Source organism: Leptolyngbya subtilissima AS-A7, from assembly GCF_039962255.1.
Taxonomy (GTDB): domain Bacteria; phylum Cyanobacteriota; class Cyanobacteriia; order Phormidesmidales; family Phormidesmidaceae; genus Nodosilinea.
In genome coordinates this window covers 279,789-300,799 of sequence record NZ_JAMPKY010000002.1, presented here as the reverse complement: position 1 = coordinate 300,799, position 21,011 = coordinate 279,789, and the positions used below count along the sequence as shown (strand labels likewise).

17 protein-coding genes are annotated in these 21,011 nt (G+C 54.4%); 10 read left to right on the top strand and 7 right to left on the bottom strand.

All coding sequences use genetic code 11. From position 1 onward, the window contains the following. Positions 1-54: 54 nt before the first annotated feature. Genes NC979_RS05945 through puuE form a run of 4 tightly spaced genes read right to left on the bottom strand, consistent with a single transcriptional unit; the run spans position 55 to position 2,398 of the window. Positions 55-666: a TRAP transporter small permease subunit gene (locus NC979_RS05945; RefSeq protein WP_431191023.1), complete on the bottom strand. Its 612-nt coding sequence runs from the start codon at positions 664-666 to the stop codon at positions 55-57. Positions 667-722: 56 nt separating this feature from the next. Beyond that, positions 723-1,055 carry a nucleotidyltransferase domain-containing protein gene (locus NC979_RS05940; RefSeq protein ID WP_190518395.1) on the bottom strand — a complete coding sequence of 111 codons (333 nt, stop codon included), beginning with the start codon at positions 1,053-1,055 and terminating at the stop codon, positions 723-725. Further along, the gene (locus tag NC979_RS05935) at positions 1,048-1,467 is read right to left on the bottom strand and encodes a nucleotidyltransferase substrate binding protein (protein WP_242023979.1); all 420 of its coding nucleotides are present in this window, start codon (positions 1,465-1,467) and stop codon (positions 1,048-1,050) included. Before NC979_RS05935 ends, NC979_RS05940 begins: the two co-directional genes overlap by 8 nt. A gap of 16 nt (positions 1,468-1,483) precedes the next feature. Further along, a complete protein-coding gene (gene puuE / locus NC979_RS05930; RefSeq protein WP_199308794.1) occupies positions 1,484-2,398 on the bottom strand; it encodes an allantoinase PuuE in 915 nt (304 codons plus the stop codon). A gap of 368 nt (positions 2,399-2,766) precedes the next feature. Here puuE and NC979_RS05925 point away from each other — a divergent pair, with 368 nt between their 5' ends. Together NC979_RS05925 and NC979_RS05920 are read left to right on the top strand one after the other, a co-directional pair. Further along, on the top strand, positions 2,767-3,543 hold the full coding sequence (locus NC979_RS05925; RefSeq protein ID WP_190518393.1) for a phosphoadenylyl-sulfate reductase: 777 nt from the start codon (positions 2,767-2,769) through the stop codon (positions 3,541-3,543). A 571-nt stretch (positions 3,544-4,114) separates the two neighbouring features. Beyond that, complete coding sequence (locus NC979_RS05920; RefSeq protein WP_190518391.1) at positions 4,115-8,221, top strand: PAS domain S-box protein; 4,107 nt, start codon at positions 4,115-4,117, stop codon at positions 8,219-8,221. Positions 8,222-8,677: 456 nt separating this feature from the next. On the opposite strand, the gene NC979_RS05915 is transcribed toward NC979_RS05920, so the two are convergent. Together NC979_RS05915 and NC979_RS05910 are read right to left on the bottom strand one after the other, a co-directional pair. Then, complete coding sequence (locus NC979_RS05915) at positions 8,678-9,067, bottom strand: response regulator (protein WP_190518389.1); 390 nt, start codon at positions 9,065-9,067, stop codon at positions 8,678-8,680. Positions 9,068-9,225: 158 nt separating this feature from the next. Continuing rightward, positions 9,226-9,894 carry a hypothetical protein gene (locus tag NC979_RS05910; RefSeq protein WP_199308793.1) on the bottom strand — a complete coding sequence of 223 codons (669 nt, stop codon included), beginning with the start codon at positions 9,892-9,894 and terminating at the stop codon, positions 9,226-9,228. A 389-nt stretch (positions 9,895-10,283) separates the two neighbouring features. Between NC979_RS05910 and NC979_RS05905 the strand changes: the two genes are divergently transcribed. Continuing rightward, positions 10,284-11,573: a glucose-1-phosphate adenylyltransferase gene (locus NC979_RS05905; protein ID WP_190518388.1), complete on the top strand. Its 1,290-nt coding sequence runs from the start codon at positions 10,284-10,286 to the stop codon at positions 11,571-11,573. A gap of 780 nt (positions 11,574-12,353) precedes the next feature. On the opposite strand, the gene NC979_RS05900 is transcribed toward NC979_RS05905, so the two are convergent. Continuing rightward, the gene (locus tag NC979_RS05900) at positions 12,354-15,428 is read right to left on the bottom strand and encodes a YrzE family protein (protein ID WP_190518387.1); all 3,075 of its coding nucleotides are present in this window, start codon (positions 15,426-15,428) and stop codon (positions 12,354-12,356) included. Positions 15,429-16,071: 643 nt separating this feature from the next. Between NC979_RS05900 and NC979_RS05895 the strand changes: the two genes are divergently transcribed. The 7 genes from NC979_RS05895 (at position 16,072) to NC979_RS05865 (ending at position 20,897) form a co-directional block, all read left to right on the top strand. Further along, on the top strand, positions 16,072-16,254 hold the full coding sequence (locus NC979_RS05895; RefSeq protein ID WP_190518386.1) for a CsbD family protein: 183 nt from the start codon (positions 16,072-16,074) through the stop codon (positions 16,252-16,254). A gap of 442 nt (positions 16,255-16,696) precedes the next feature. After that, the gene (locus NC979_RS05890; RefSeq protein WP_190518385.1) at positions 16,697-17,500 is read left to right on the top strand and encodes an SDR family NAD(P)-dependent oxidoreductase; all 804 of its coding nucleotides are present in this window, start codon (positions 16,697-16,699) and stop codon (positions 17,498-17,500) included. Between the two features lie 100 nt (positions 17,501-17,600). Beyond that, positions 17,601-18,929, top strand: a complete 1,329-nt coding sequence (locus NC979_RS05885) for an MFS transporter (RefSeq protein ID WP_190518383.1) — start codon at positions 17,601-17,603, stop codon at positions 18,927-18,929. 102 nt (positions 18,930-19,031) lie between these two features. Then, the gene (locus tag NC979_RS05880; protein ID WP_190518381.1) at positions 19,032-19,382 is read left to right on the top strand and encodes a hypothetical protein; all 351 of its coding nucleotides are present in this window, start codon (positions 19,032-19,034) and stop codon (positions 19,380-19,382) included. Between the two features lie 143 nt (positions 19,383-19,525). Then, the gene (locus tag NC979_RS05875) at positions 19,526-19,801 is read left to right on the top strand and encodes an AtpZ/AtpI family protein (protein ID WP_190518378.1); all 276 of its coding nucleotides are present in this window, start codon (positions 19,526-19,528) and stop codon (positions 19,799-19,801) included. A gap of 202 nt (positions 19,802-20,003) precedes the next feature. Next, positions 20,004-20,597: a DUF3177 family protein gene (locus NC979_RS05870; RefSeq protein WP_190518376.1), complete on the top strand. Its 594-nt coding sequence runs from the start codon at positions 20,004-20,006 to the stop codon at positions 20,595-20,597. Positions 20,598-20,603: 6 nt separating this feature from the next. Continuing rightward, the gene (locus tag NC979_RS05865; protein WP_190518374.1) at positions 20,604-20,897 is read left to right on the top strand and encodes a DUF7734 family protein; all 294 of its coding nucleotides are present in this window, start codon (positions 20,604-20,606) and stop codon (positions 20,895-20,897) included. The last annotated feature ends 114 nt before the right edge of the window (positions 20,898-21,011 follow it).

Here is a 21,011-nt window from a genome sequence, read left to right as displayed (position 1 = left end):
GGGACTAAAGAAACTGAATCCAAATCTTGAAAATTATCATTCGCCCATCACTGCTTACTCCAGGGGCGGCAGGTCAGCCTCGGCCTCTGGCAGCAGCCTGCCCTCGATATAGCCGCACCACACCGCCCAATATTTAATTGCCTGGGCTACGGCCTGGAGCAGCAGTAGGCCAAAGCCCACCAGCACCATCGATTTGATTGGTGCCCTGGGCAGCCCGCTGGCGTCGGAGGAAACCTCCCAGCGGCCCCAAGTGCCGTCGGGCAGCAGCCCCCACGACTGCATCACCGGGTTCACCGTCACCCACAGCCCCAGCACGCAAAAGGGAATCAGAAACAGCACCGTGCCCCAGAAGCTAATCATGGCCTTGCGGCGATCGCTCCAGCCTGACTCCAAAAAATCGACCCGCACATTTGCCCCCTGCTGGAGGATGTAGGGAAAGCTGAGCAAGAACGTGATCGAAAATAGGTACCACTGCCATTCAAGCAGTCCGTTCGAGGCCAGCTGTAGACCCAAAAACCGGCCAACGTACCGGGCCATGACGTTGTAAAAACCCACGGCCACGGTGAGCAGCACCAGCCAGCTCAGGCTCTTACCAATCCACTCGCTCAAGGTATCGATGGCTTCAGCCACCCGCAACAGCCGTCCAATCAGTCTAGGACTTAGCACTCTTAGCTCCCCCGCCGACTCGCGTTGGAGTTGATAATACCGCCTAATGGAATGGGCTAGATGGGAGTCAATTCCTCAGCCCGGTCGTAAATGACTACGCCAACGCGATCGATGTGGTCAACCAACGGCTGGCTCTCCAGGGTGTTGTATTGCACAACATCAAAATAATAGGGCAGCGGCAGATCCTCATTGAGCACGTCGGCGAGCTGGGCGATGGTGCGCTGGGTTATGCGATCGCCCTTCACCGCCAGATCCACGTCTGACCCTAGCTTATAGTTGCCCTTGGCCCGCGAGCCAAACAGCACCACCGTTGCAATCTCCTCAAACTGGCGAAAGGCTCCGACGATCTGAGCCCTGTCGCTCTCGGTAAGACCGTAGGCGTTAGCCATCAGCCTTCACCTTGAGAACTTGGTAAAGTTCGGCCAGTAGGGGAAAGTAGTCGTTGCGAATGCTGGTTTCGACTGCGATCGCCGTGGCTTCATTGTAGGTATGCGTGGTCAGGTTGCGGTCTTGTAGGGCGTTCATCCAGCCGTGACCTTGGGCAATCAGACCGATCTGAAACCCCTGCTTAATGGCTTCTCTAGGGGTTTTAACCACAATCCCCTCAGCCTCCTCGTAGTCTTTCATCACCTTCCACGCCAGTTCAAAGGCCAGCTCAAAGAACTGAATGATCCCCGCGCGCTCCACCAGTGAGGGTGACTCAATATCGAGGGCATCGCGCAGCAGCAAAAACGTGCGCTCGAAGTTAGCGAATCGCTGAACCCAGCGGGTATCGGGGGGATGCATGGGAGCGCTAGGCAAGGTGAACCCCTCTAGGTTAGGCGGGTTTGTGGTGCTCGTGCCAGTGGCGAGCGATGTCGATGCGGCGGCAGATCCAGACGCGATCGCGCCCCTGCACATAGTCCAAAAACCTTGCCAGCGCCGCCGTGCGCCCCGGCTTGCCCGCCAGGCGGCAGTGCAGGCCAACGCTCATCATTTTGGGGCATTCATCGCCCTCCGCGTAGAGGGTGTCAAAGGCATCGCGCAGATAGGCGAAAAACTGATCCCCTGAGTTGAACCCGGCGTAGGTGGCAAAGCGCATGTCGTTGTTGTCGAGGGTGTAGGGAATCACCAGGTGCGGTCTACCGTACTCAGTGTTCCAGTAGGGCAGATCGTCAGCGTAGCTGTCGGCATCGTAGAGAAAGCCGCCCTCTTCGACCACCAGAGCGCGAGTATTGGGGCTGTTGCGACCCTGGTAAAAACCCAGGGGCCGACTGCCCGCCACCTGGGTATGAATCTCTACCGCCTGGTGAATGTGCTCGCGCTCGGCTTCAATACCGAAGTACTGGTAGTCAATCCAGCGGTAGCCGTGGCTGGCGATCTCCCAGTCAGCTTCGGTCATGGCCGCCACAGCTTCGGGGTTACGGGCCATGGCCATGGCTACGGCATACACCGTCAGCGGCAAGCCGCGACCCGTAAACAGTCGATGCAACCGCCAAAATCCGGCTCGGCTGCCGTACTCATACATCGACTCCATATTCATATTGCGCACCCCGGTTAGTGGTGCGGCCCCCACGCTTTCCGACAAAAACGCCTCCGAGGCTGCATCGCCGTGGAGAATGCAGTTCTCGCTCCCTTCTTCGTAATTGATCACAAACTGCACCGCAATTTTGGCATTGCCAGGCCACTGAGCGTGGGGCGGGGTGCGGCCGTAGCCAATCAAGTCGCGGGGGTAGAAAGGAGTAATGGCCATGGGAGGGGGGGGGGTTGCGGCGAGATTTAGGCTGGATTTTAGGGGTTAAATCATGCTTTGGTCTAGCTAAATCACTGCACAAATTGCCAATTTTCCATCACAAAACGGATCCCTCAAATTCGGTTTCCCGAAAGAAAACGCCCTCAGGTCACGAATTGTCCCTGCTACGCTCGTTTATGATCTACAGATCGGCTAATGTCGAAATACGGCTAAAGGCGGATAAGAATACAGGGGGCTGAGCTACGGTGTAGCATGAACTTTGTGTTCTGAAACATCAATTGACTCTGCTGGCGGCCTAGCTGACAGCACAACCACCACAGAATTGTGGCACTGGAGCTACGACTTTGTTGAACGGAAGGAGTAAACCCATGTCAGATGTCGCACTCTTGCCTAGCAAGAGGCAGGCTGCCCCCGTTCTTGACCTCGATGCTATCAATCGAGAGTGGGGAGAGGCTGACGCCACCAGTTTGGTGCAGTGGGGCCACAGTACCTTTGGTGACGGTCTAGTTCTCAGTACTAGCTTTGGCATTCAGTCGGCGGTGATGCTGCATCTGGTGACCCAGGTGGTGCCTCAGATTCCAATTATTTGGGTTGACACTGGCTATCTGCCGGTTGAAACGTACCGTTTTGCTGAAGACCTCACGACCCGCCTTAACCTCAATCTTAAGGTCTACCAGTCGCCCCTCAGTCCGGCCCGCATGGAAGCACTGCATGGCCGCCTGTGGGAGCAGCACGATGTAGAGGCGCTAAACCGCTACGACAAAATCCGTAAGGTAGAGCCCATGCAGCGAGCCTTGGGCGACCTCAATGCCACGGCTTGGCTCACCGGGCTGCGATCGAACCAGACCGACCACCGCAAGTCGCTGGGGCGGGTGGGCCAGCAAGGGGGGCGTTACAAGCTGCTGCCCATTCTCAAGTGGACCTCTAAGGATGTGTATGACTACCTGGTGGCCCATGACTTGCCCTACCACCCGCTGTTTGATCAGGGCTATGTGACCGTGGGCGATTGGCACTCTAGCCGCCCGATCACGGCGGCTGACGACAACGAACGCGACACCCGTTTTAAGGGGCTCAAGCAAGAATGTGGTCTGCACCTGCCTCAGTCACCTGAGGAGGCAGCCAGCTTAGACTCTAGTTCGTTGTAGGTGGCTGGCGCGATCGCCCCTCCGCTTGAGCCGACATCCTGGTGATGCCGCCTTTCTGTTGACGATTTAGCAATAGTGGCTAAGACAAAAAACGCTTCCTTTGAGATGCTTTAAAGGCTGGATTCACACCAAATTCTGCGGTGTTGCCTGCTGCTGCTTTGAGCATTGTGCTGGCAGAGTCAGCCTCGAAAAGTTGAAGCGATCGCTCAAATCAACCAGCTTTTGTTAGAGAAGTGAAGGACCAATTTTTGGCCTGCCGCTTGGGTTTGTCAAGCAAAGATGGTGCAGGCAGAGCGCAGTTTAAAGGCCTGAACTTAAGCTGGTTTCAAGTTTGGGATCAGCTATCGAAAATCTCGAGGACGGGCATACTAATAGCTAGTCTGTTTGTGGGCAAAAGTGGAGTTTGTCGAACGTGTATTATGCCGGGATCAACGTCTGCCCCAAGGGGGAGGTCTTCGAGCCTGAATTCTTCTACACTTCGGAAGTTAGACCAGAGGCATACTTCTAACCACGCAAAGACAGCCCATCAACGGCATAGCTCATCCTTTTTGGTACATGCCCTGAATCGCCAATGTCCTTAGCTCCCCTACCCAACGACGAAGCGGGACGGTTAGAAGCCCTGCGGCGCTACGAGATTTTAGATACTTCTCCCGAAGCTGGGTTTGATCGCATCACCGCTTTGGCAGCACGATTGTTTAATGTGCCCATGGCCCTGGTTTCCTTAGTGGATGAATCTCGGGCTTGGTTTAAGTCTTGTTATGGGTTTGAGGGGCAAGAAATTCAGCGGCACAGTACGTTTTGTAGCCATGCGTTGCTGTCTGAAGAGGTGTTGGTCGTGCCTGAGGCGCGCCACGACAGCCGCTTCGCCAATAACCCCCTAGTGCAGGCTGAGCCAGGGCTGCGCTTTTACGCTGGGGCACCCCTGTGCAACCAAGACGGTTTTATTTTGGGCACGCTTTGCGTGCTTGATACTCAGCCGCGAGACGATTTTGGCCCCGACCAGCGGGCGATGTTGGCAGATCTAGCCGCCATGGTGGTCGACGAACTCGACCTGCGTTTGGCGGCCCACCGGGTGGATGCGATCGACCAAGCCCTGCTGACGATCACTCAGGGGGTAGCCACCCAAACGGGGGATGCCTTTTTCGCGGCTCTGGTGCTGCATCTCACCCAGACCCTGGGGGTTGACTATGCCTACATCGGCCTGGTCAAGGGCGACGGGCAAGAGGCCATTCAGACCCTGTCCGCCTGTGCCCAGGGGCAACTTGTCGAAAACTTTGAGTATTTACTGCACCACACTCCCTGTCATCAGGTGCTGCTTAAGCGCGAACTGTGCTGTTACTCTGGCGGCGTCAGGGTTCAGTTTCCGGAGGCGACGCTGCTGCACCCCCTGGGCATTGATAGCTACGCGGCGATTCCCTTTTCTGACTCCGAGGGCATTCCCCTGGGCCTTCTGGGGGTGATGGATAGCAAACCCTGGAGCAACGTGCAGCTGATCAAGGCGCTGCTGCCCATTTTTGCCCTGCGCATTGCCACCGAACTCGATCGCCAGCGCACCGATGCCGCTCGACTCCAGGTGCAGCAAGACCTGGAGCACCTAGTGGTTCAACGCACCGCTGAACTCTCCCAAACCAATCAACAACTACAGCTAGAGATTGAAGAACGCAGGCAAGCTGAAATCGCCCTCGAAAAAGAGCAGGAACTGCTGCGGGTGCTGCTGGAAAACGTGCAGGCGGGCATTGTAGCCTGCGATGAAGCGGGCATTTTGAGCTTGTTCAACCAGGCGGCGAGAGACTTTCACGGCTTGCCAGAAAGTCCCCTGCCCCCCGACCAGTGGGCAGACTACTACGACCTCTACCATCCCGATGGCAAAACCCCCTTGGGCAAGGAGGCGATTCCGCTGTTTCGTGCGCTGCAGGGCGAACGAGTGGTCGATGCTGAGATGGTCATTGCCCCTAAGGGAGATAAGGCTCGCACGGTACTGGCGAGCGGACAGGCGATCGCCTCCCCAGACAGCAGCAGCAAGGGGGCCGTGGTAGTGATGCACGACATCACCGAACGCAAACAAATGGAAAATGCGCTGCGCGACAGCGAGGCCCGGCTGTTTAGCATTTTTGAGACCATTCCCAATGGCGTGGTTATTCTGGATGCCCAGGGGCAGTTGGTCAGCGCCAACTCAGCCGCTGAGAAAATTTTGAGACTGACTCGCAGCAATCTGGCCAGTCGAGCCTACAACGACCCGGCCTGGGTCATTACTGCGATCGACGGGCAACCCTTTAAGGAAGAAGACCTACCCTTTGCCCAAGTGATGCGCACCGGAGCGGCGGTACATGGTGTGGAACATGCCATCACCCACGACGATGGCACGCAGAGCATTCTGTGCATCAATGCATCGCCGCTCTTTGATACCGAGGGACACATTGCCAATGTTGTTGCCTCAATTAGCGATATTACTGCCCAGAAGCAGGCGGAGGCTACCCTTCAGGCCTCTGAAGAACGCTATCGCTCGGTAATTGAGACGGTGGCCGAGGGCATTGTGCTACAGCATGCCGATGGCAGCATTTTCACCTGCAACGCTAGCGCCGAAGAGATCTTGGGGCTGACGGCTGAGCAAATGATGGGGCGCAGCTCCCTCGATTCCCGCTGGTCATGTACCTACGAGGATGGCTCTCCCTTTGCTGGCGATCAGCACCCGGCAATGGTCACGCTGCGCACCGGTGAACCGCAGTCTAACGTGGTTATGGGGGTACACAGACCCGATGGCACCCTTACCTGGATTTCGATTAACACCCGGCCGCTGTTTCATCCCAATGACCCGACGCCCTTTGCCGTAGTGGCCTCATTTTCGAACATTACTGCCCGCAAATTGGCCGAGGCTGAGCGGGCCCAGCTGATTCGAGAGCAGGCAGCTCGTCTCGATGCCGAAGTGGGTCAGTTTCGCTCAGCGCTCCTGGTGGATATTAGTACTACGCTGGCCTCGCTGCTCAACCATACAGACACCCTAGAACGGGTTGCCGATCGGGTGGTGCCGTTTTTTGCCGACTGGTGTGCGATCGATCTGCTGCACCCTGCCCAGGGCTCAGGTCAGAGCATTGAGCGGATAGCGATGGCGCACTGCGATCAAACTAAGGTTGAGCTGGGCTGGCAGCTGCATCGACAATACCCACCGTCGCTGGATGCTCTAGAAGGAGTGCCCAAAACTTTGTGCACGGGCCAAACCCAACTGGTGGCTGAGATTCCGCCAGCGATGCTAGAGGCGGCCGCCCACGATGCTGAGCACCTGCGTTTGCTGCAAGGGCTAGGTTTGAAGTCTTGTATCGTTACCCCGCTGATTGCTCGGGGGCAAATCCTGGGAGCAATTTCCTTTGTGATGGCTGAGACTGGCCGCCGCTACACCGCTAATGACTTAGCCCTGGCCGAGAACATTGCCCATCAAGTGGCGATCGCGGTGGATAACGCCCGTCTCTACCAGGCGGAGCAAACTGCGCGCAGTGAGGCTGAGGCAGCTAACCGCATTAAAGACGAATTTTTGGCGGTACTTTCCCACGAGCTGAGGTCGCCCCTTAACCCCATTTTGGGCTGGTCGCAGCTGCTGCAAAAGCGATCGCCCGATGCCACCACGCTGATGCGAGGGCTACAGACCATTGAGCGCAACGCCAAGCTGCAAACACAGCTAATTGCCGATCTGCTCGATACGTCTCGGATTTTGCAGGGCAAGCTCAGCTTGGAGGTGGCGCCGGTGCAGCTTCAGACCATCGTTGAAGCGGCGATGGAAACCGTGCGGCTGGCGGCAGAGGCTAAGGCCATTGACATGCGCACCCAGTTTGACCCTGCCGTTGCTCCTGTGATGGGCGATGCCGGGCGGCTACAGCAGGTGGTTTGGAACTTGTTAGCCAACGCGGTGAAGTTTACCCCTGAGGGTGGCCGCATTGAGATTCAGCTGAGAGCCGTTATCCCAACTAACCAGCGGGCTGGGTTGTCTGCTGTTAGTCATCTAGCTCAAGCCGAGCTGACGGTGACTGATACCGGCAAGGGCATCGCCCCAGAGGTGTTGCCCTACATTTTTGAGCGCTTTCGCCAGGCCGATGGCAAGACCACGCGCCAGTTTGGCGGGCTGGGGCTGGGGTTGGCGATCGCCCGGCAGCTGGTTGAGCTGCACGGGGGCACGATCACCGTGGCTAGCCCCGGCGATAACGAGGGCGCTACGTTTACTGTACGTTTGCCCCTTCAGCGCCGCCTAAGCAATGGGTTGGATGGCACAGACCCTGCATCTCACCCACCAAGTTTGGGTCAGACAAATATACTGGCCGGGATCCGCATTTTGGTGGTTGAAGACGAAGCCGATGCCCGAGAGCTGCTGGAGTTTGTACTAAAGCAGGCCGGGGCCGCCGTTACCGCTGTGGCCTCTGCTGAAGGGGCGTTGAAACGGCTGCCTAGTTTGAACATAGACATTTTAGTCAGCGACATTGCCATGCCTCAGATGGATGGCTACATGCTGATGCAACAGATTCAGGCTGAGCTAAACCGTCAAGGCCAGCGCTGCAAAGCTATAGCGCTAACCGCCTACGCCAGCGACCTAGACCAGCGGCAGGCTCTCGCAGCGGGGTTCCAACGCCATATCAGCAAACCCTTCGAGTCAGCAGAACTGATTGAGGCGATCGCTACTCTAGCTGCTGAATAGATATAGCTAACCCTCTTTGAAGGTAAAGCTGATTCATAGTCACCAAACAGACTTCTGTGTTGCAGTTCAGCCTTGTACTTGTCGCCAGAACTGTAGATTAATTCGAAACTTTAGCATCCAGTTTCTATTAACAAAAAGACAAAAGTGAAAGGTTGAAAAGTTCAAAGTGTGGTGTGTTTCTAAGACTTTAAAACTTACGCTTTGAGCCTTTCCAGTTCATAACAACGGAGGCGGTGGCTTACTAATAGGCTTGAGCCAATGTCAAACACCCCTTCACGTTTTAGCTAAACGCTTCGTCACTATGCTGAGTCTAGAAACGCAGTACAGCCAGCTATTTCATGGATAGCCTTTTATACGAAATCCGATTTGGCAAACCCCGATTCACAATCAGGAACCCTGTAGGGGCGTAGCATGCTACGCCCCTACGAATCAGGGGTATTTATTCGGGTTTGGGTATTAGTGGTGATGGTTGGCTTCGAGCAGGGCTGCAACCTTAGTGAGCAGCTGGTCAAACTCGATCGGCTTGCGAATAAAATTGTTGGGTTCCAACGCCAGCCCTTGACTCGTTTGGAGAGTGTCATAGGCTGTAACAATCAAAATTGGCATTTGAGGGAGGGCGGGATTTTGCCGGATCTTTTTAGTGACTTCATAGCCATTCATATCTGGCATCATCACATCCATCAAAATTAGGTCGGGAGGAGCATTCTCAACCTTGGCTAGAGCCGATCCACCATTGCCGGCGGTCTCAACTTCATAGCCTTCTGTTTCTAAAACAGTTCTCAACAAAAACAAATTATCTTCTATGTCGTCGACGACAAGAATACGAAAATCAGAGGGGGTACACACAGCAAAGGTTTTAAACAGGATTATATGATTACAGCTAGCCTAATGGATAAGCCATTCTACCTACCTCGAACTTGAGGTACAGATCAAAGTCATAAAAAAGGTAGGCTTATGCCTACCTTTTTACTGTCTGCTGTGTTGGCAATTAACCGCGGGCGTTGTTAGCGAGGGGGAGCGCCATAGGTGCGAGGGCTACGAGCACCGGTAGCGGCACCAGCAAGGGAAGCCACTAGGCCCAGCAGAGACCCTAGAGCAAATGACCAACCAACCTTGGCAGCATTGCCAGCAATGTTTTGGGCTTGCTCTTGACTCACGTTGGGGTCAGCGGCATTGGGCAGAGCATCGGTGGGCACCTGATTAACAACGGCGTCGGCTCCTTGGGCTACTAGACCAAAAGCACCAGCTACGCCACTCGAAAGCAGCCAGGCGCTGACGGCCAGGGTGGTTGCCCACAAAATAGCGCCGTTGAGCAAAGCGGTTTTGCGGTTCATGGGGCCGCAGGCGCGAGAGGTAACGTAGCCGCCTAAGAACAAGGCAATCAGCAGGCTGATAATCGACCAGATGCCTACGGCAGTACCAACGTCGCCAGCGTTACTTTGGGCAGCATCTGAGCCAGCTATATTGGTGAGGCCCACGGCCGCACCTAAGGCAGTAAGCACGAGCTGAGTGGCGATCGCCACAACTAGACCGGCAATAATTGGACCCCAGCGTACCAGGTCATGGTAGCCGGTGACGGCAACGGGCGCTGCGTCTGCTATGCGCTGGCCTGGGGCGGTGCCGTAAGCAACAGGCTCTTCTCTATAAGCGCCGGGTTCATTAGTGTAGGACATGGAAACTCTTTACCTCTCTGTAGGACAACGCTAGGGGTTGATAAATCTTGTCCCCAATTTATGACGTTGTTTGGATGTGGCCATCTACACAGAGACACAAACTAAAACACCTAAAGAGGTAGATGCGGTGCAACGTATTGAGATGTCTAAAAGAGACTTAAACAACCCTACTGGTAGGGACAAAAAGTGTAAAAGAGGCAATAAGAACATTATTAAATTTTTCATTTACAAAAAGCAAGCAGCTCACCTTAGCAATTCTGCCCTTAGGTGTATGCCTCAAATGGGGTAATACTCCACCCTAGGAAAAGCTGCCAAGCGGCGATCGCCCTTTGGTGGGTGAGTTGGGCGGTTAGTTGTCGTGGCGATCGAGCGTGATTTAAGGAGATGCTGTGAATAAAGTATTAGGTATTGTGCTGGGCGGCGGTGCTGGAACCCGTCTCTATCCCCTGACCAAGACCCGGGCCAAGCCGGCGGTGCCCCTAGGTGGCAAACACAGGCTAATTGATATTCCCATTAGCAACTGCATCAACTCAGGTATCTCAAAAATTTACGTTCTCACTCAGTTCAACTCGGCTTCACTGAATGCACATATTTCTCGGGCCTATAGTTTTTCAGGCTTTCAGCAAGGTTTTGTAGAAGTATTGGCAGCCCAGCAAACCCCAGAAAATTTAGACTGGTTTCAGGGTACTGCCGATGCCGTGCGACAGTATCTGCCGCGCTTTGAAGACATGGATGTAGACGAGTATTTAATCTTGTCGGGCGACCACCTATATCGCATGGACTACAGCGATTTTGTGGAGCATCATCGACGCACCAATGCTGACATTACCCTGTCGGTGCTGCCGGTCGATGAAGCTCACGCCTCCAGCTTTGGGTTAATGAAAATTGACGATTCGGGTCGCATCATCAACTTTAGCGAAAAGCCCAAGGGTGATGCCCTCAAGGAGATGCAGGTCGATACGACCACCCTTGGCCTTTCTGCAGAAGGGGCTAAAGAAAAGCCCTACATTGCCTCTATGGGCATCTATTTGTTTAAGCGAGACGTGTTGATCGATCTGCTTAAACAGAAACCCGAATCACCTGATTTTGGTAAAGAGATTATTCCAAATTCTGCAAAAGATCACAATGTGCAGGCCTATCTCTTTAACGACTATTGGGAAGATATTGGGACAATTGAGTCGTTCTTTAACGCTAATTTGGCTTTGGTCAAGCAGCCTAACCCGCTGTTTAGCTTTTACGATGAGTCGGCCCCTATCTACACTCGCGCTCGCTATCTGCCGCCTACCAAACACCTTAAGTGTGATATCACTGAGTCGATGATTAGCGAGGGCTGCATTCTTAAAGAGTGCAGCATTACCAACTCAATTATTGGTATTCGCTCTCGCATTGAATCGGGCTGCACCATTCAAGACAGCTTGATTATGGGGGCTGATTATTACCAAGACAACTTTGAGCGCCGTGGTAGTTGTGACACGGCTAGAGTTCCCCTTGGCATTGGTGCCAACACTACCATTCAGCATGCCATTGTCGATAAGAATGCTCGCATTGGTTGCAACGTAAAAATTCTCAATAAAGACCGTGTTGAAGAGGCCGAGCGCGAAGATGAGGGATTTTACATTCGCAGCGGTATTGTTGTTATTCTACGGGGAGCCGTTATCCCTGACGACACGATTATTTAGGCTGAGCTAGCTAAGTAGTGTAAGCCACAAAAAAGAGGCTCTGGTCGCGACCAGAGCCTCTTTTTTGGTATGTTGCTATGGCTGAATTGGATATATTGCAAATGTCCATTGGATTAGAACAGGTTCGACGTAGGGGCATTGCAGTGCAATGCCCCTACCAGAGGATTCCGCCTATCAAGGTGTCTTAACTAAATCAACTGCTGCAATAGGGCGTTCATAACTACGCTTAAGTCTATAGTTATCACTACCGACAAAATTTGGGCCTGTGCACTGGTGTACAGTCATTGCTCCAAGAGGTTACCCAGAGTGTCCTAACTGGTATGACCGAAGATGGCTCTGGGAGTGAAGTCTGACGCTCTGGGATGCCTTAGTAATGCTGCCGCTGCGATCGCTCTCCAGGATGGAAAATTAGACTGTCTCAAGCCTGCCTACAGCATTCTTTGATGCGTGAGGCCAAGTCTACTACTTAGATATCAAAGCTTTCAGGACAATCTCTATACCTCACTAACTGTTTGAGAAGTAAGTAAAAGTCTCGCTTTTTACAAGGATGCACTAAGAAACGGAACTTTTCAGACGCCCTCTATACCTCACTAACTGTTTGAGAAGTAAGTAAAAGTCTCGCTTTTTAGAAGGATGCACTAAGAAACGGAACTTTCAGACGCCCACTTAGACCTATGCAATTCATTGTTGGCTAGCTTGCATTGACGTGAGCAATAAAAAGGGCGATCGCGCTACTAACGCGATCGCCCCTATCTGTCGGTGCTTTGTATCTAGCTGTATCTAGGTCCCGGCTGCCCAACCGCCGCCGATAGCAGCAAAGATGGCTGAAATCGTAGCGGTAGCAAAGATCCACCAGGAGGCAGCGGCGGCGGTTTTACGGGTGTCTTCCACCTGCTGGTAGGCCTGGTGCTTGATCTCGCTCAAGCGGCTCTCAACCGCATGTTCGAGCTGTTCGGCTTTGCTTAGAGCACTGTTACGGACATCTTCGATCTGGTCGATGATGCGGTTGGCATCGGTCTCTGAGATCGCATCGTGGGAACTCATGAGCGCCACTAGGGTGCCGCGATCGACCTGACCAAGGCGCACTTTAAGAGACTCAAAACCTGCTTGAGGGTCATCTAAAAGCTGCTGTAAGTCGCGGCGGATGCCGTAGTAGTTGAGTTCGGGGCGACCTAGGGAGTCGAGATAGTTGCGAACTCGGGACATAATGCCGCTCACAACCGACGTAACCCGCGCCTGCACATTGCGAATTTGGGTGACGACCTGGTTCCGCACCGACAGCACCTGGTCGACAGCGGCCTCAGCTTCAGCCTGGGTCATATCGGGGCGCTGGGCCAGTAGAGCCACAACGGTATCGCGGTCGATTCTCGACAGGCGAGCTTGCAGACGCTCGGCCCCTAGGCGGGGATCGTTGAGCAGCAGCTTAAGATCGCGCTTAATGTCATCAGGATTCAGCGCTGCTTTATCGGTGTTGCGCAGGTAGTCTTCCAAAGCCGTCTCGAAGGAGACAACCTGGGCCTGGGCCCGACGAGCTAGCCGCTGAGGCATGTGCAGAATATCGCGAACGGTACCCAGCACATCGTCAATAATGCGATTGGCTTCTGCCTCGCTGAGGTCTTCACGCTGGCTGAGCAACTGCACCAAGGTGTCGCGGTCCATGGCCGACAGGCGATCGCGCATGGCCCCCATCCCCGCCTGAGGATTGTTCACCAGCAACTCTAGGTCGCGCTTAATGCCCTCGGGGTTGAGCTCGGGCTTGCCGGTTTCGAGCAGATAGCGCTCGATCGCACTGGTGGCTTCGTCGTACTTAGCCTTGGCCTGGGCCGTTAGTGCGCCGGGCGCATTAACCGTCTTGTACCAGGTCGATTCAACTTGGTCGAGGGTGCGGTTGATCTCAGCTTCGGAGAGGTCTTGACGCTGGTTGAGCAATTGCACTAGGGTGTCGCGATCGAACTGGGCCAGGCGCTGACGCAGGCGATGCACGCCAGCATCGGGTTCGTGCAGCAGGGTAGCAATGTCGGCCTTGATGCCCTCAGGGTTAAGCTCAGCTTTGTTGGTGTTTTGCAGATAGTGCTGCAACCCCATCCATTGGTTCTCAACTCGGGATTTGGCCGCAGATTGCAGCCCAGCGGCATCAGCCCGCACGTTGTTCATCACCCCTTCTAAACGGCTGGCAACAGCCTGTATCTCTGCCTCACTCAGGTCGCCACGGGTGCTCAGGGTCTGAGTAAGAGCCTCATAAGTAAAGGGGGAGAACCGCTCTTGCAGGTCATCAGCATCGGCGTAGGGATCGTCTAGCAGGATGCTAAAGGCGCTGGCACCCGTTTCAGATAGCAGCTCTTCGCGCGGAGTTTGACGCAGGAAAGTATAGACCTTGGTCTGTGCATCCTTAGCCGCTTCGAGACGATAGCGCTCAGAAACTTCGCCCAGGGCTTGGGTCCGCACGACTTCGAGCTGGCGCGAGACCTCGGCAATTTCGCTCTTAGTTAGCAGCCCCCGCGAAGCCAAAAGCTCGGCGAAGAATGATTGATCCAAGTTCATTAGCTCTTGGCGCATCAGACCGGGGTCGGCAAAGGGATCGTAGATGACATCCCAAAACTCTTTCTGCATGCGCTGGGTATTGAGCTGCCATGGGTAGGCGTTGAGCAGGTAGGTCTCAACGTCGGCTCTGACCACACTGTAGCGATCGCTGCCGCTTACCTCGCTGGTGACCGTGTCAACCTGGCTGGTGACCTCGTTCTTAAGCTGCTTGAAGCGATCGCTAATTTTTTGCACGTCTAGGTCAGAGAGGTCGGCTCGACCCATCACAACACCCATCAAGGTGGTTAGCCCCTGGTTGAGCGGGTTAGTCTTAGCCTCCTTACCCTTACGCTGCTGGCGCATTTCGCCAAGAAACTCGTCTAGGCGGCTGCCCAGTGATTCGGCCAACAGTTCCTCTGGGTGGGCTGACTTGAGGTAGTTGACCAGTTCACCCAAGCTGTCGCCGCCGGAAGCTTTACCCAGGGCCTTGCTCCAGGTTCCATAGAGGCGATCGGCAATGCGGCTGGCTTCTTTGCGGGAGAGGTCGGTGCGGCTGCTGACCAGCTTCTCGAAGCTGTCGCGGTTGAGCTGAGATAGGGTGTCGCGATCGGCAATCGAAGTCAGATCAGACTCGCGGAGCAGGCGCTCAAACTCAGCTTCTAACCCTTCGATATCTAAAGAAGGGGAGGCGAGAGAAGTAACGTACTCTTGCAGAGTGTCTTTGATATCTTTACCTGACCAACCGGCAGTGAGTTCGCGGCGCACAGCGGCAGCGGTGGCTTCGGCGGTCTCGATCAGCTGGTTGCTAGCCATCTTGGCACCCATGGCCCCGGTAGCAGCCCCCATCAGCGACTGAAAACTAGAGGTGGCAGTCTTAACCACCGACCCAATTAGCGACCCAACGGTGGTTGAGCTGAACCAAAACAGCAGGCAAAAGTAGGTGCCCCACACCACCAAACCGGTAATGGCCCCAAGCAGCGCACTGCTGTAAAGGCTGAGCTTGACGGCTAAAAAGCAGGCAAAAAAGAGGGCCAAACTAACCGTGATTAAGGTCCAAAGGCCAAATTTGGTGGCAATTTTTTTGTCACCGCTACCAGAGCTGCTGCTACTGCTGCTACTCGATGAAGACTGGCCGATGTAGGTGAGGCCAGCGGCGACCGACAGGTTGGTTAGCAAAAGTTGGAAGCCAAAGGCCAAAATCACGCCCGAAAGTAGGGCGATAAAAAACTGGGGGCCAGAAAAAATTAGGGAGGCCTCTTCAGGGGTGGTAACTCCTGGAGCCACTACCTGGGCCAGAGGGCCACTTAATAGGTTTAATCCAATGTGCTCAATCACGGTACTGTTCCTTTGAGAATTGCAACTGTCTCGATGCCGCTTGGTCTACTCGTTTCTAGTAACTGTTAGTGGAGATACTGAGAATGCAGTTTGGTCTGCCAAAGACTAGAAGGCTATGTGTGAGAATCAGCTTGGGCGATCGCTCCTAGTTCTTCGGAATATAAAACCGATGGAACAAGGCCAGGCTGAAGCCACACAAAAAATAGAGTTATAAATGAAAAAATCTGAGTAGTCTGAGTCGCAACTCTAGATATCTCAGGACAACGATACAGCCTCTAGGCTTACATCAAACTCTATTAGTCGACATAAAGCATCTATCCCGCTGCCTAACTCTTTAGGGGGATAATATGTGAGCGTAAGCTTGTCTGGGTCTAGGATATGGCCAATGGTGGGTTAGCCCTGGGGAAGAGCGATCGCCCCCCAACCCAGTCTGGCACCGCAAAAATTTAGAATCCTGACCCTTGCCCAGCAAAGACCTTAGCCTCTGCTAGCTAGCTCGCCCTATCGGACTAGATCACACCATCTTTTCAACAGCACCACGATCCGATGCCGCTGAAGCAAAGTGTTCCTGCTGGCGGATGGTGTCTACCAATTCGGTTCTTAAGCTGTAAAGGTGAAAAGTGAAGAAATAGAGGATTCACCAATGAGCATTCAAGATAGAGCCGAAGCAACCGGCAAAAATATTCAAGGCAAAGCACAGGAAGCCGCTGGCAAGGTAACCGGCAACACTTCTGATGAAGTGGAAGGTAAGTCTAAGCAGGGTGAATCTAGCGCTCAGCATGCCAAAGAGGATGTCAAAGATCAAGTCAAAAAAATCATTGACTAGTTTTGACTGAAAATTTGTTGTAGATCATTGAAGGGAGAGCACTAAAACTGCTCTCCCTTTTTTGTTTGATCAATTTTTTGGAGTTAAGTGTTTTGGAGCCGAGCAATTCGTTTAGCCTCATTTAGTTAGTTTGCGGTGGAGCGCACAAGCAGGCTGCAAACCACAATATTCAGCTTCTTGTCCAAGGATTGTCTGAAAAAAAGACTAGTCGCCGCAACTCTAATCAGCCGATCTTTCCGCCTCCAGTACTCAAACTTAAGCACTTGCTTTAAAGGGGAAAATCGGGAGACTGTAATCTTTTAATGTCAAGTTATGACTTTTTAACTACCCCTTAACGAATGCTGCTTTCTAGCCTGCACTCTGTTGATAGACAGATTTGTTTCTGAGGTTAAAAATTGTAAAGTTCATAAAAATTTATTTGGAATAGGTTGAGGAGATATTAATGGAGCTTGGCATTAAAGACAAAGTGGCTGTCATCACTGGTGGCGATTCTGGCATTGGCCGCGCTACCGCTAAGCTGTTGGCCAATGAAGGGGTAAAAGTTGCCCTGATTGACAAGACAACGACCCAGCTTCAGGACACGGTCGATGAGGTGAGTGCGATCGGTGAAGCCCTGGCGGTGCAGGCCGATCTGCGCAGTCTAGCCGACATCGAAGCCGCCCAGAAGGAAATTTTGAGCCACTTTGGTCAGGTCGATATCTTGGTCAATTGTGCAGGTATTACTGGGGCTACGGGTGACTTTCTCGACATTGGCGATGACGATTGGCAACAGGCGCTAGACATCAATTTGATGGGCGCTGTGCGCGTGTGCCGCACGTTTATCCCCGCGATGCGAGAGGCAGGCTGGGGACGAGTGGTGCTAGTGGCCTCTGAAGATGCGGTGCAGCCCTACATCGATGAAATGCCCTACTGTGCCTCTAAAGCTGGGGTATTAAACTTTGCCAAAAACTTGTCCAAGGCTTATGCCCAAGACGGCGTGCTGGTGAACTCGGTGGCTCCAGCTTTTATTGCCACTCCAATGACCGACACCATGATGGAGCAGCGGGCTGAAAAAATGGGTACTACCCTTGATCAAGCGATCGCCACTTTTCTCGACGAAGAGCGGCCTCACCTAGAGCTTAAGCGCCGGGGCAAAGCCGAAGAGGTTGCGGCGGTAATTGCATTTCTCTGCTCTCAGCAGTCGAGCTTTGTGGTGGGAGCCAATTACCGAGTCGACGGTGGCTCGGTGGCTGGCGTAGGGTCGTAGAGGGCTTGCTCCAGTCGAAATGCGTCTTGTGAAAGATGTGCTCGGTGCTGTGCCCCTAGCAGGATAAACGAGGTTTAACCCTTACTCCCACGCGATCGCCATGGACCTTGAGCCCCCCAGTCTACGTCTGCTGATCACCATGAATTTGGGCTTTTGGGGGGTGCAGATTGGCAACGGTTTGCAAACCGCTCACGCCAGCGCCGTTTTTGAGAGCTTGGGGGCCGAAGCCAGCCAGCTACCCTTGCTGTGGCTGGGGGCACCGCTGATGGGGCTATTGGCCCAGCCGATTGTCGGAGAACTCAGCGATCGCACCGTCAGCCGCTGGGGCAAGCGGCAGCCCTATTTCCTAGGCGGTGCCGTGATTGGGGCGGCGATGCTGCTGGCAATGCCCCTGGCCACCAGTTTGATTCAGGCGGTGGCGCTGTACTGGGTGTTGCAGCTCGCCCTCAACGTCAGCGTTGCCCCCAGTCGCCCCTTTGTGGGCGATTTGCTTTCACCGGCCCACCGTACCCTCGGCTACTCGCTACAGGGGTTTTGCATCGGGCTCGGCACCATCTGCGCGGCGGGGCTGCCCTGGGTATTAGAGCATGTGTTTCAGCTAGAACCAGTCTCCCACATGGGCATTCCAGACGTGATTCGGGGAGCTTACTGGGTGGGGGCAGCCGTCTGCTTGGTGGGTTCCGTGGCCACCTTTTGGGCTGTGAATGAGCCAGCCCCTCAAGCGATCGCGCGGACTGAGGATGAAGATCGTCTACCAATGCTAGGGGCGATCGCCGAGGCAATGGCAGAACTGCCCCCGATGATGCGGCAGCTAGCAGCAGTGCAAGCCCTGAGCTGGGCCGGCATCTACTGCATCTTTTTGTATCTGCCCAATGCGATCGCCCTTAACGTTTTGGCCAGCCCCGATCGCTCCCTGACCAGCTACTCCCACAACGTAGAATGGGCTGGCCTTTGTACGGCCTTCTATAACCTGGTCTGCCTGGGGGTGTCGTGGGTCATCCCCTCCCTGAGCCAGCGCTGGGGACGGGTAACGGTGCATGCCTGCTGCCTGATGGCGGGCTCGGTGGGGCTGCTGTCGCTGCTGCTGGTGCACAGCCGCTACCCGGTGCTGCTTTCGATGGTCGGGCTGGGCATCGCTTGGGCCAGCATCCTGGCCATTCCTTACTCGCTGCTGATGGATGATCTGGCAGAGGGCCAGAGCGGCGTCTACATGGGGATTTTCAATGGCTTTATCACGCTGCCTCAGATCGCCATGTCGCTGGGGTTTGGCTGGGTGATGAAGACCCTGCTGCAAGACAATCGCCTGTGGGCTCTGGCTCTGGGAGGCATCTTGCTAGGGCTGGCGGCGATACTGATGCTGCGCGTGACAGAACCCGTTAGAACAGCTGAAAACGGAGCGGTCAGCGCCTTGGCCCCAGTGACAAAATAGCTACAACGAGAGACTTAGACCTGCCTCCTTTGAGCGATGTGGCTAGTATCTCAAAAGCAGTAGCTTAGGCTCATGCAAACGCTACTCAAAGAGGTAGACTCCATGGATAATCAGAATTCTGAAGAGCGTAAGCCAATCAGTCAGCCCCTCACTCCCGAGGAAGTTTCCCCAGAGCAGCGGGCGGAGATGAAGCGGGCAATGAGAGAAGACGACCTAGTGCTCAACCCAGGCGATTACGTCGATGGCGAGAAAACCCTGGAAGAAAAGTCCAAGCAGGTGGCTGTTGACACGGCCGATATTACCGGCGATCGCATCGTGGTGCCCACCTATTTCGTCGTCGACGACCCCGAGGAAGGCCAGAAAGCCCTGCACCACATCAAAGATGCAGAAGAAATTTCTGACGTTATTCGCCAAGCCCGCATTGACGAAGACGGCAATCGCACCTGGCGCTAAGGTTTGAGCAGGCCCTTGGTGACAGCTCTAGAGGCTTGGGTTTAGGGTTTAAGGTCTGCCTGTGAACCTTAAACCCTGAGTCTATCTAACCGGTCACCTTTAGCTTGGCAGGCTATCACTGTCTACTTTGGCTACGTTTGACCATGAAAAACAATGCCCGTCAGCCCAACCCCTCTAACCTGTCGGTGAGGGCTCAAAACAGCAGCATGCCTGCTTTTGTGACACGGGTTTCGCTGTCGCTTCTAGGGCTGCCACTAGGGGGATACATTCTCGGTAGCATTGTCGACCAGCAGCTACAAGGGGAAATTTCTTGGGCGATCGCCGCCGCTCTCCTGGGCCTAACCGCAGGGCTAATTAACCTCTGGATGTGGATGAAACGCCCTGCACCCGAGGCCGACGTTTCCTCCACGCGGCTCTAGGAATGAGTTTTGCCCTCGCCAGAAAGGGGGTAGGGCAAATGTTACTCTATAGGCTGGTTTGGCGCATCGCTGAACCAGCTAGCTGCTGTGTTTGCCCTCGACGAGTACTAGGCCAAACGGCCTGCTTCAGCGATCGAGGTGTAGCTTTAGGCCTACGCCAAGATGCGGCTAGCTTGATGGACTGTATCGCTACTGCGCCCCTATGTTAGAACCCTCGCTACTGCGCGCCCTAGTCTGGACGGACTATCGACTGGCGGTTTTATTCACCGTATTTTTGCCCCTAGTGCTGTTGATCTGGGCCTTTGTGCAAAAGAACGAATCCATTCAGCACCTGCTCACCATTTATTGGAGGGTGGCAAGCCTGCTGATGATCACCGTCTATCTAATGATTGGCGGCTTTAACATCAGCTTTTTGTCGGGGCTGATGGCGCGCATCCTGATTCCGGTAGGGCTGTGGTTTTGGGTCGACCTCAATGAAGAAATTCGCGAGCAGCCCGATTCGCTGCTCAAGCTGCTGTTTAGCGCCTGGCGTTGGGCCATCACCATTTACAACATCATTGGCGGGGCGATCGTGCTTGGCTTTTTGCCCTGTGCCTTTTCCAACGCCCGCTTCGGCGCGGCCGACTGCCAAACCTGGCTAGAGCCGCCGCTGCTCTACAAAGAATATTTCCACGCGGGCTATACCAATGGTTTCCTGGGGTTCTTCGGCATTCTAGGGCTGGTCATCTACATGGCGTCTTTGGCCTGGTTTGTGTTTGTGCGCCTGGGCAAGCAGGGCCGCCAAGCAATCAACTAACCCGCCATGGTCCCCGGTTTTCGGCTAGAGCAATTTACCCTCAGGCACCCTCAGCTGGTGCTGCTGGTGCGGGCTGTTATTGACAGTGAAGCCGACGAGGTGCTGATTTTTCGCGGCTTCTCTAGCTCGCTGATGCACCCCACCGCCGCTGACCCTGATGTGCCTGTGCTGCCTGAAGATGCCAAGATCACGGCGATCGACATCATGGTTGGTCCCTACAACCCCACCTCCCCCCAATATCTACATCGCGAGCTTCCCTGGGCCGAGATGCTGCCTTTGTTAGAAGCTGCTGGAGTGTAGGGGTTGATTGAAGGAGGGGCAAGGGTATATGGGTAAGAGGGTATAGGGTGCAAGGTATAAGGATGGGAGCCAAGCTCTGCGCCTTACACCTTGTACCCTGCACCTTACAACCTT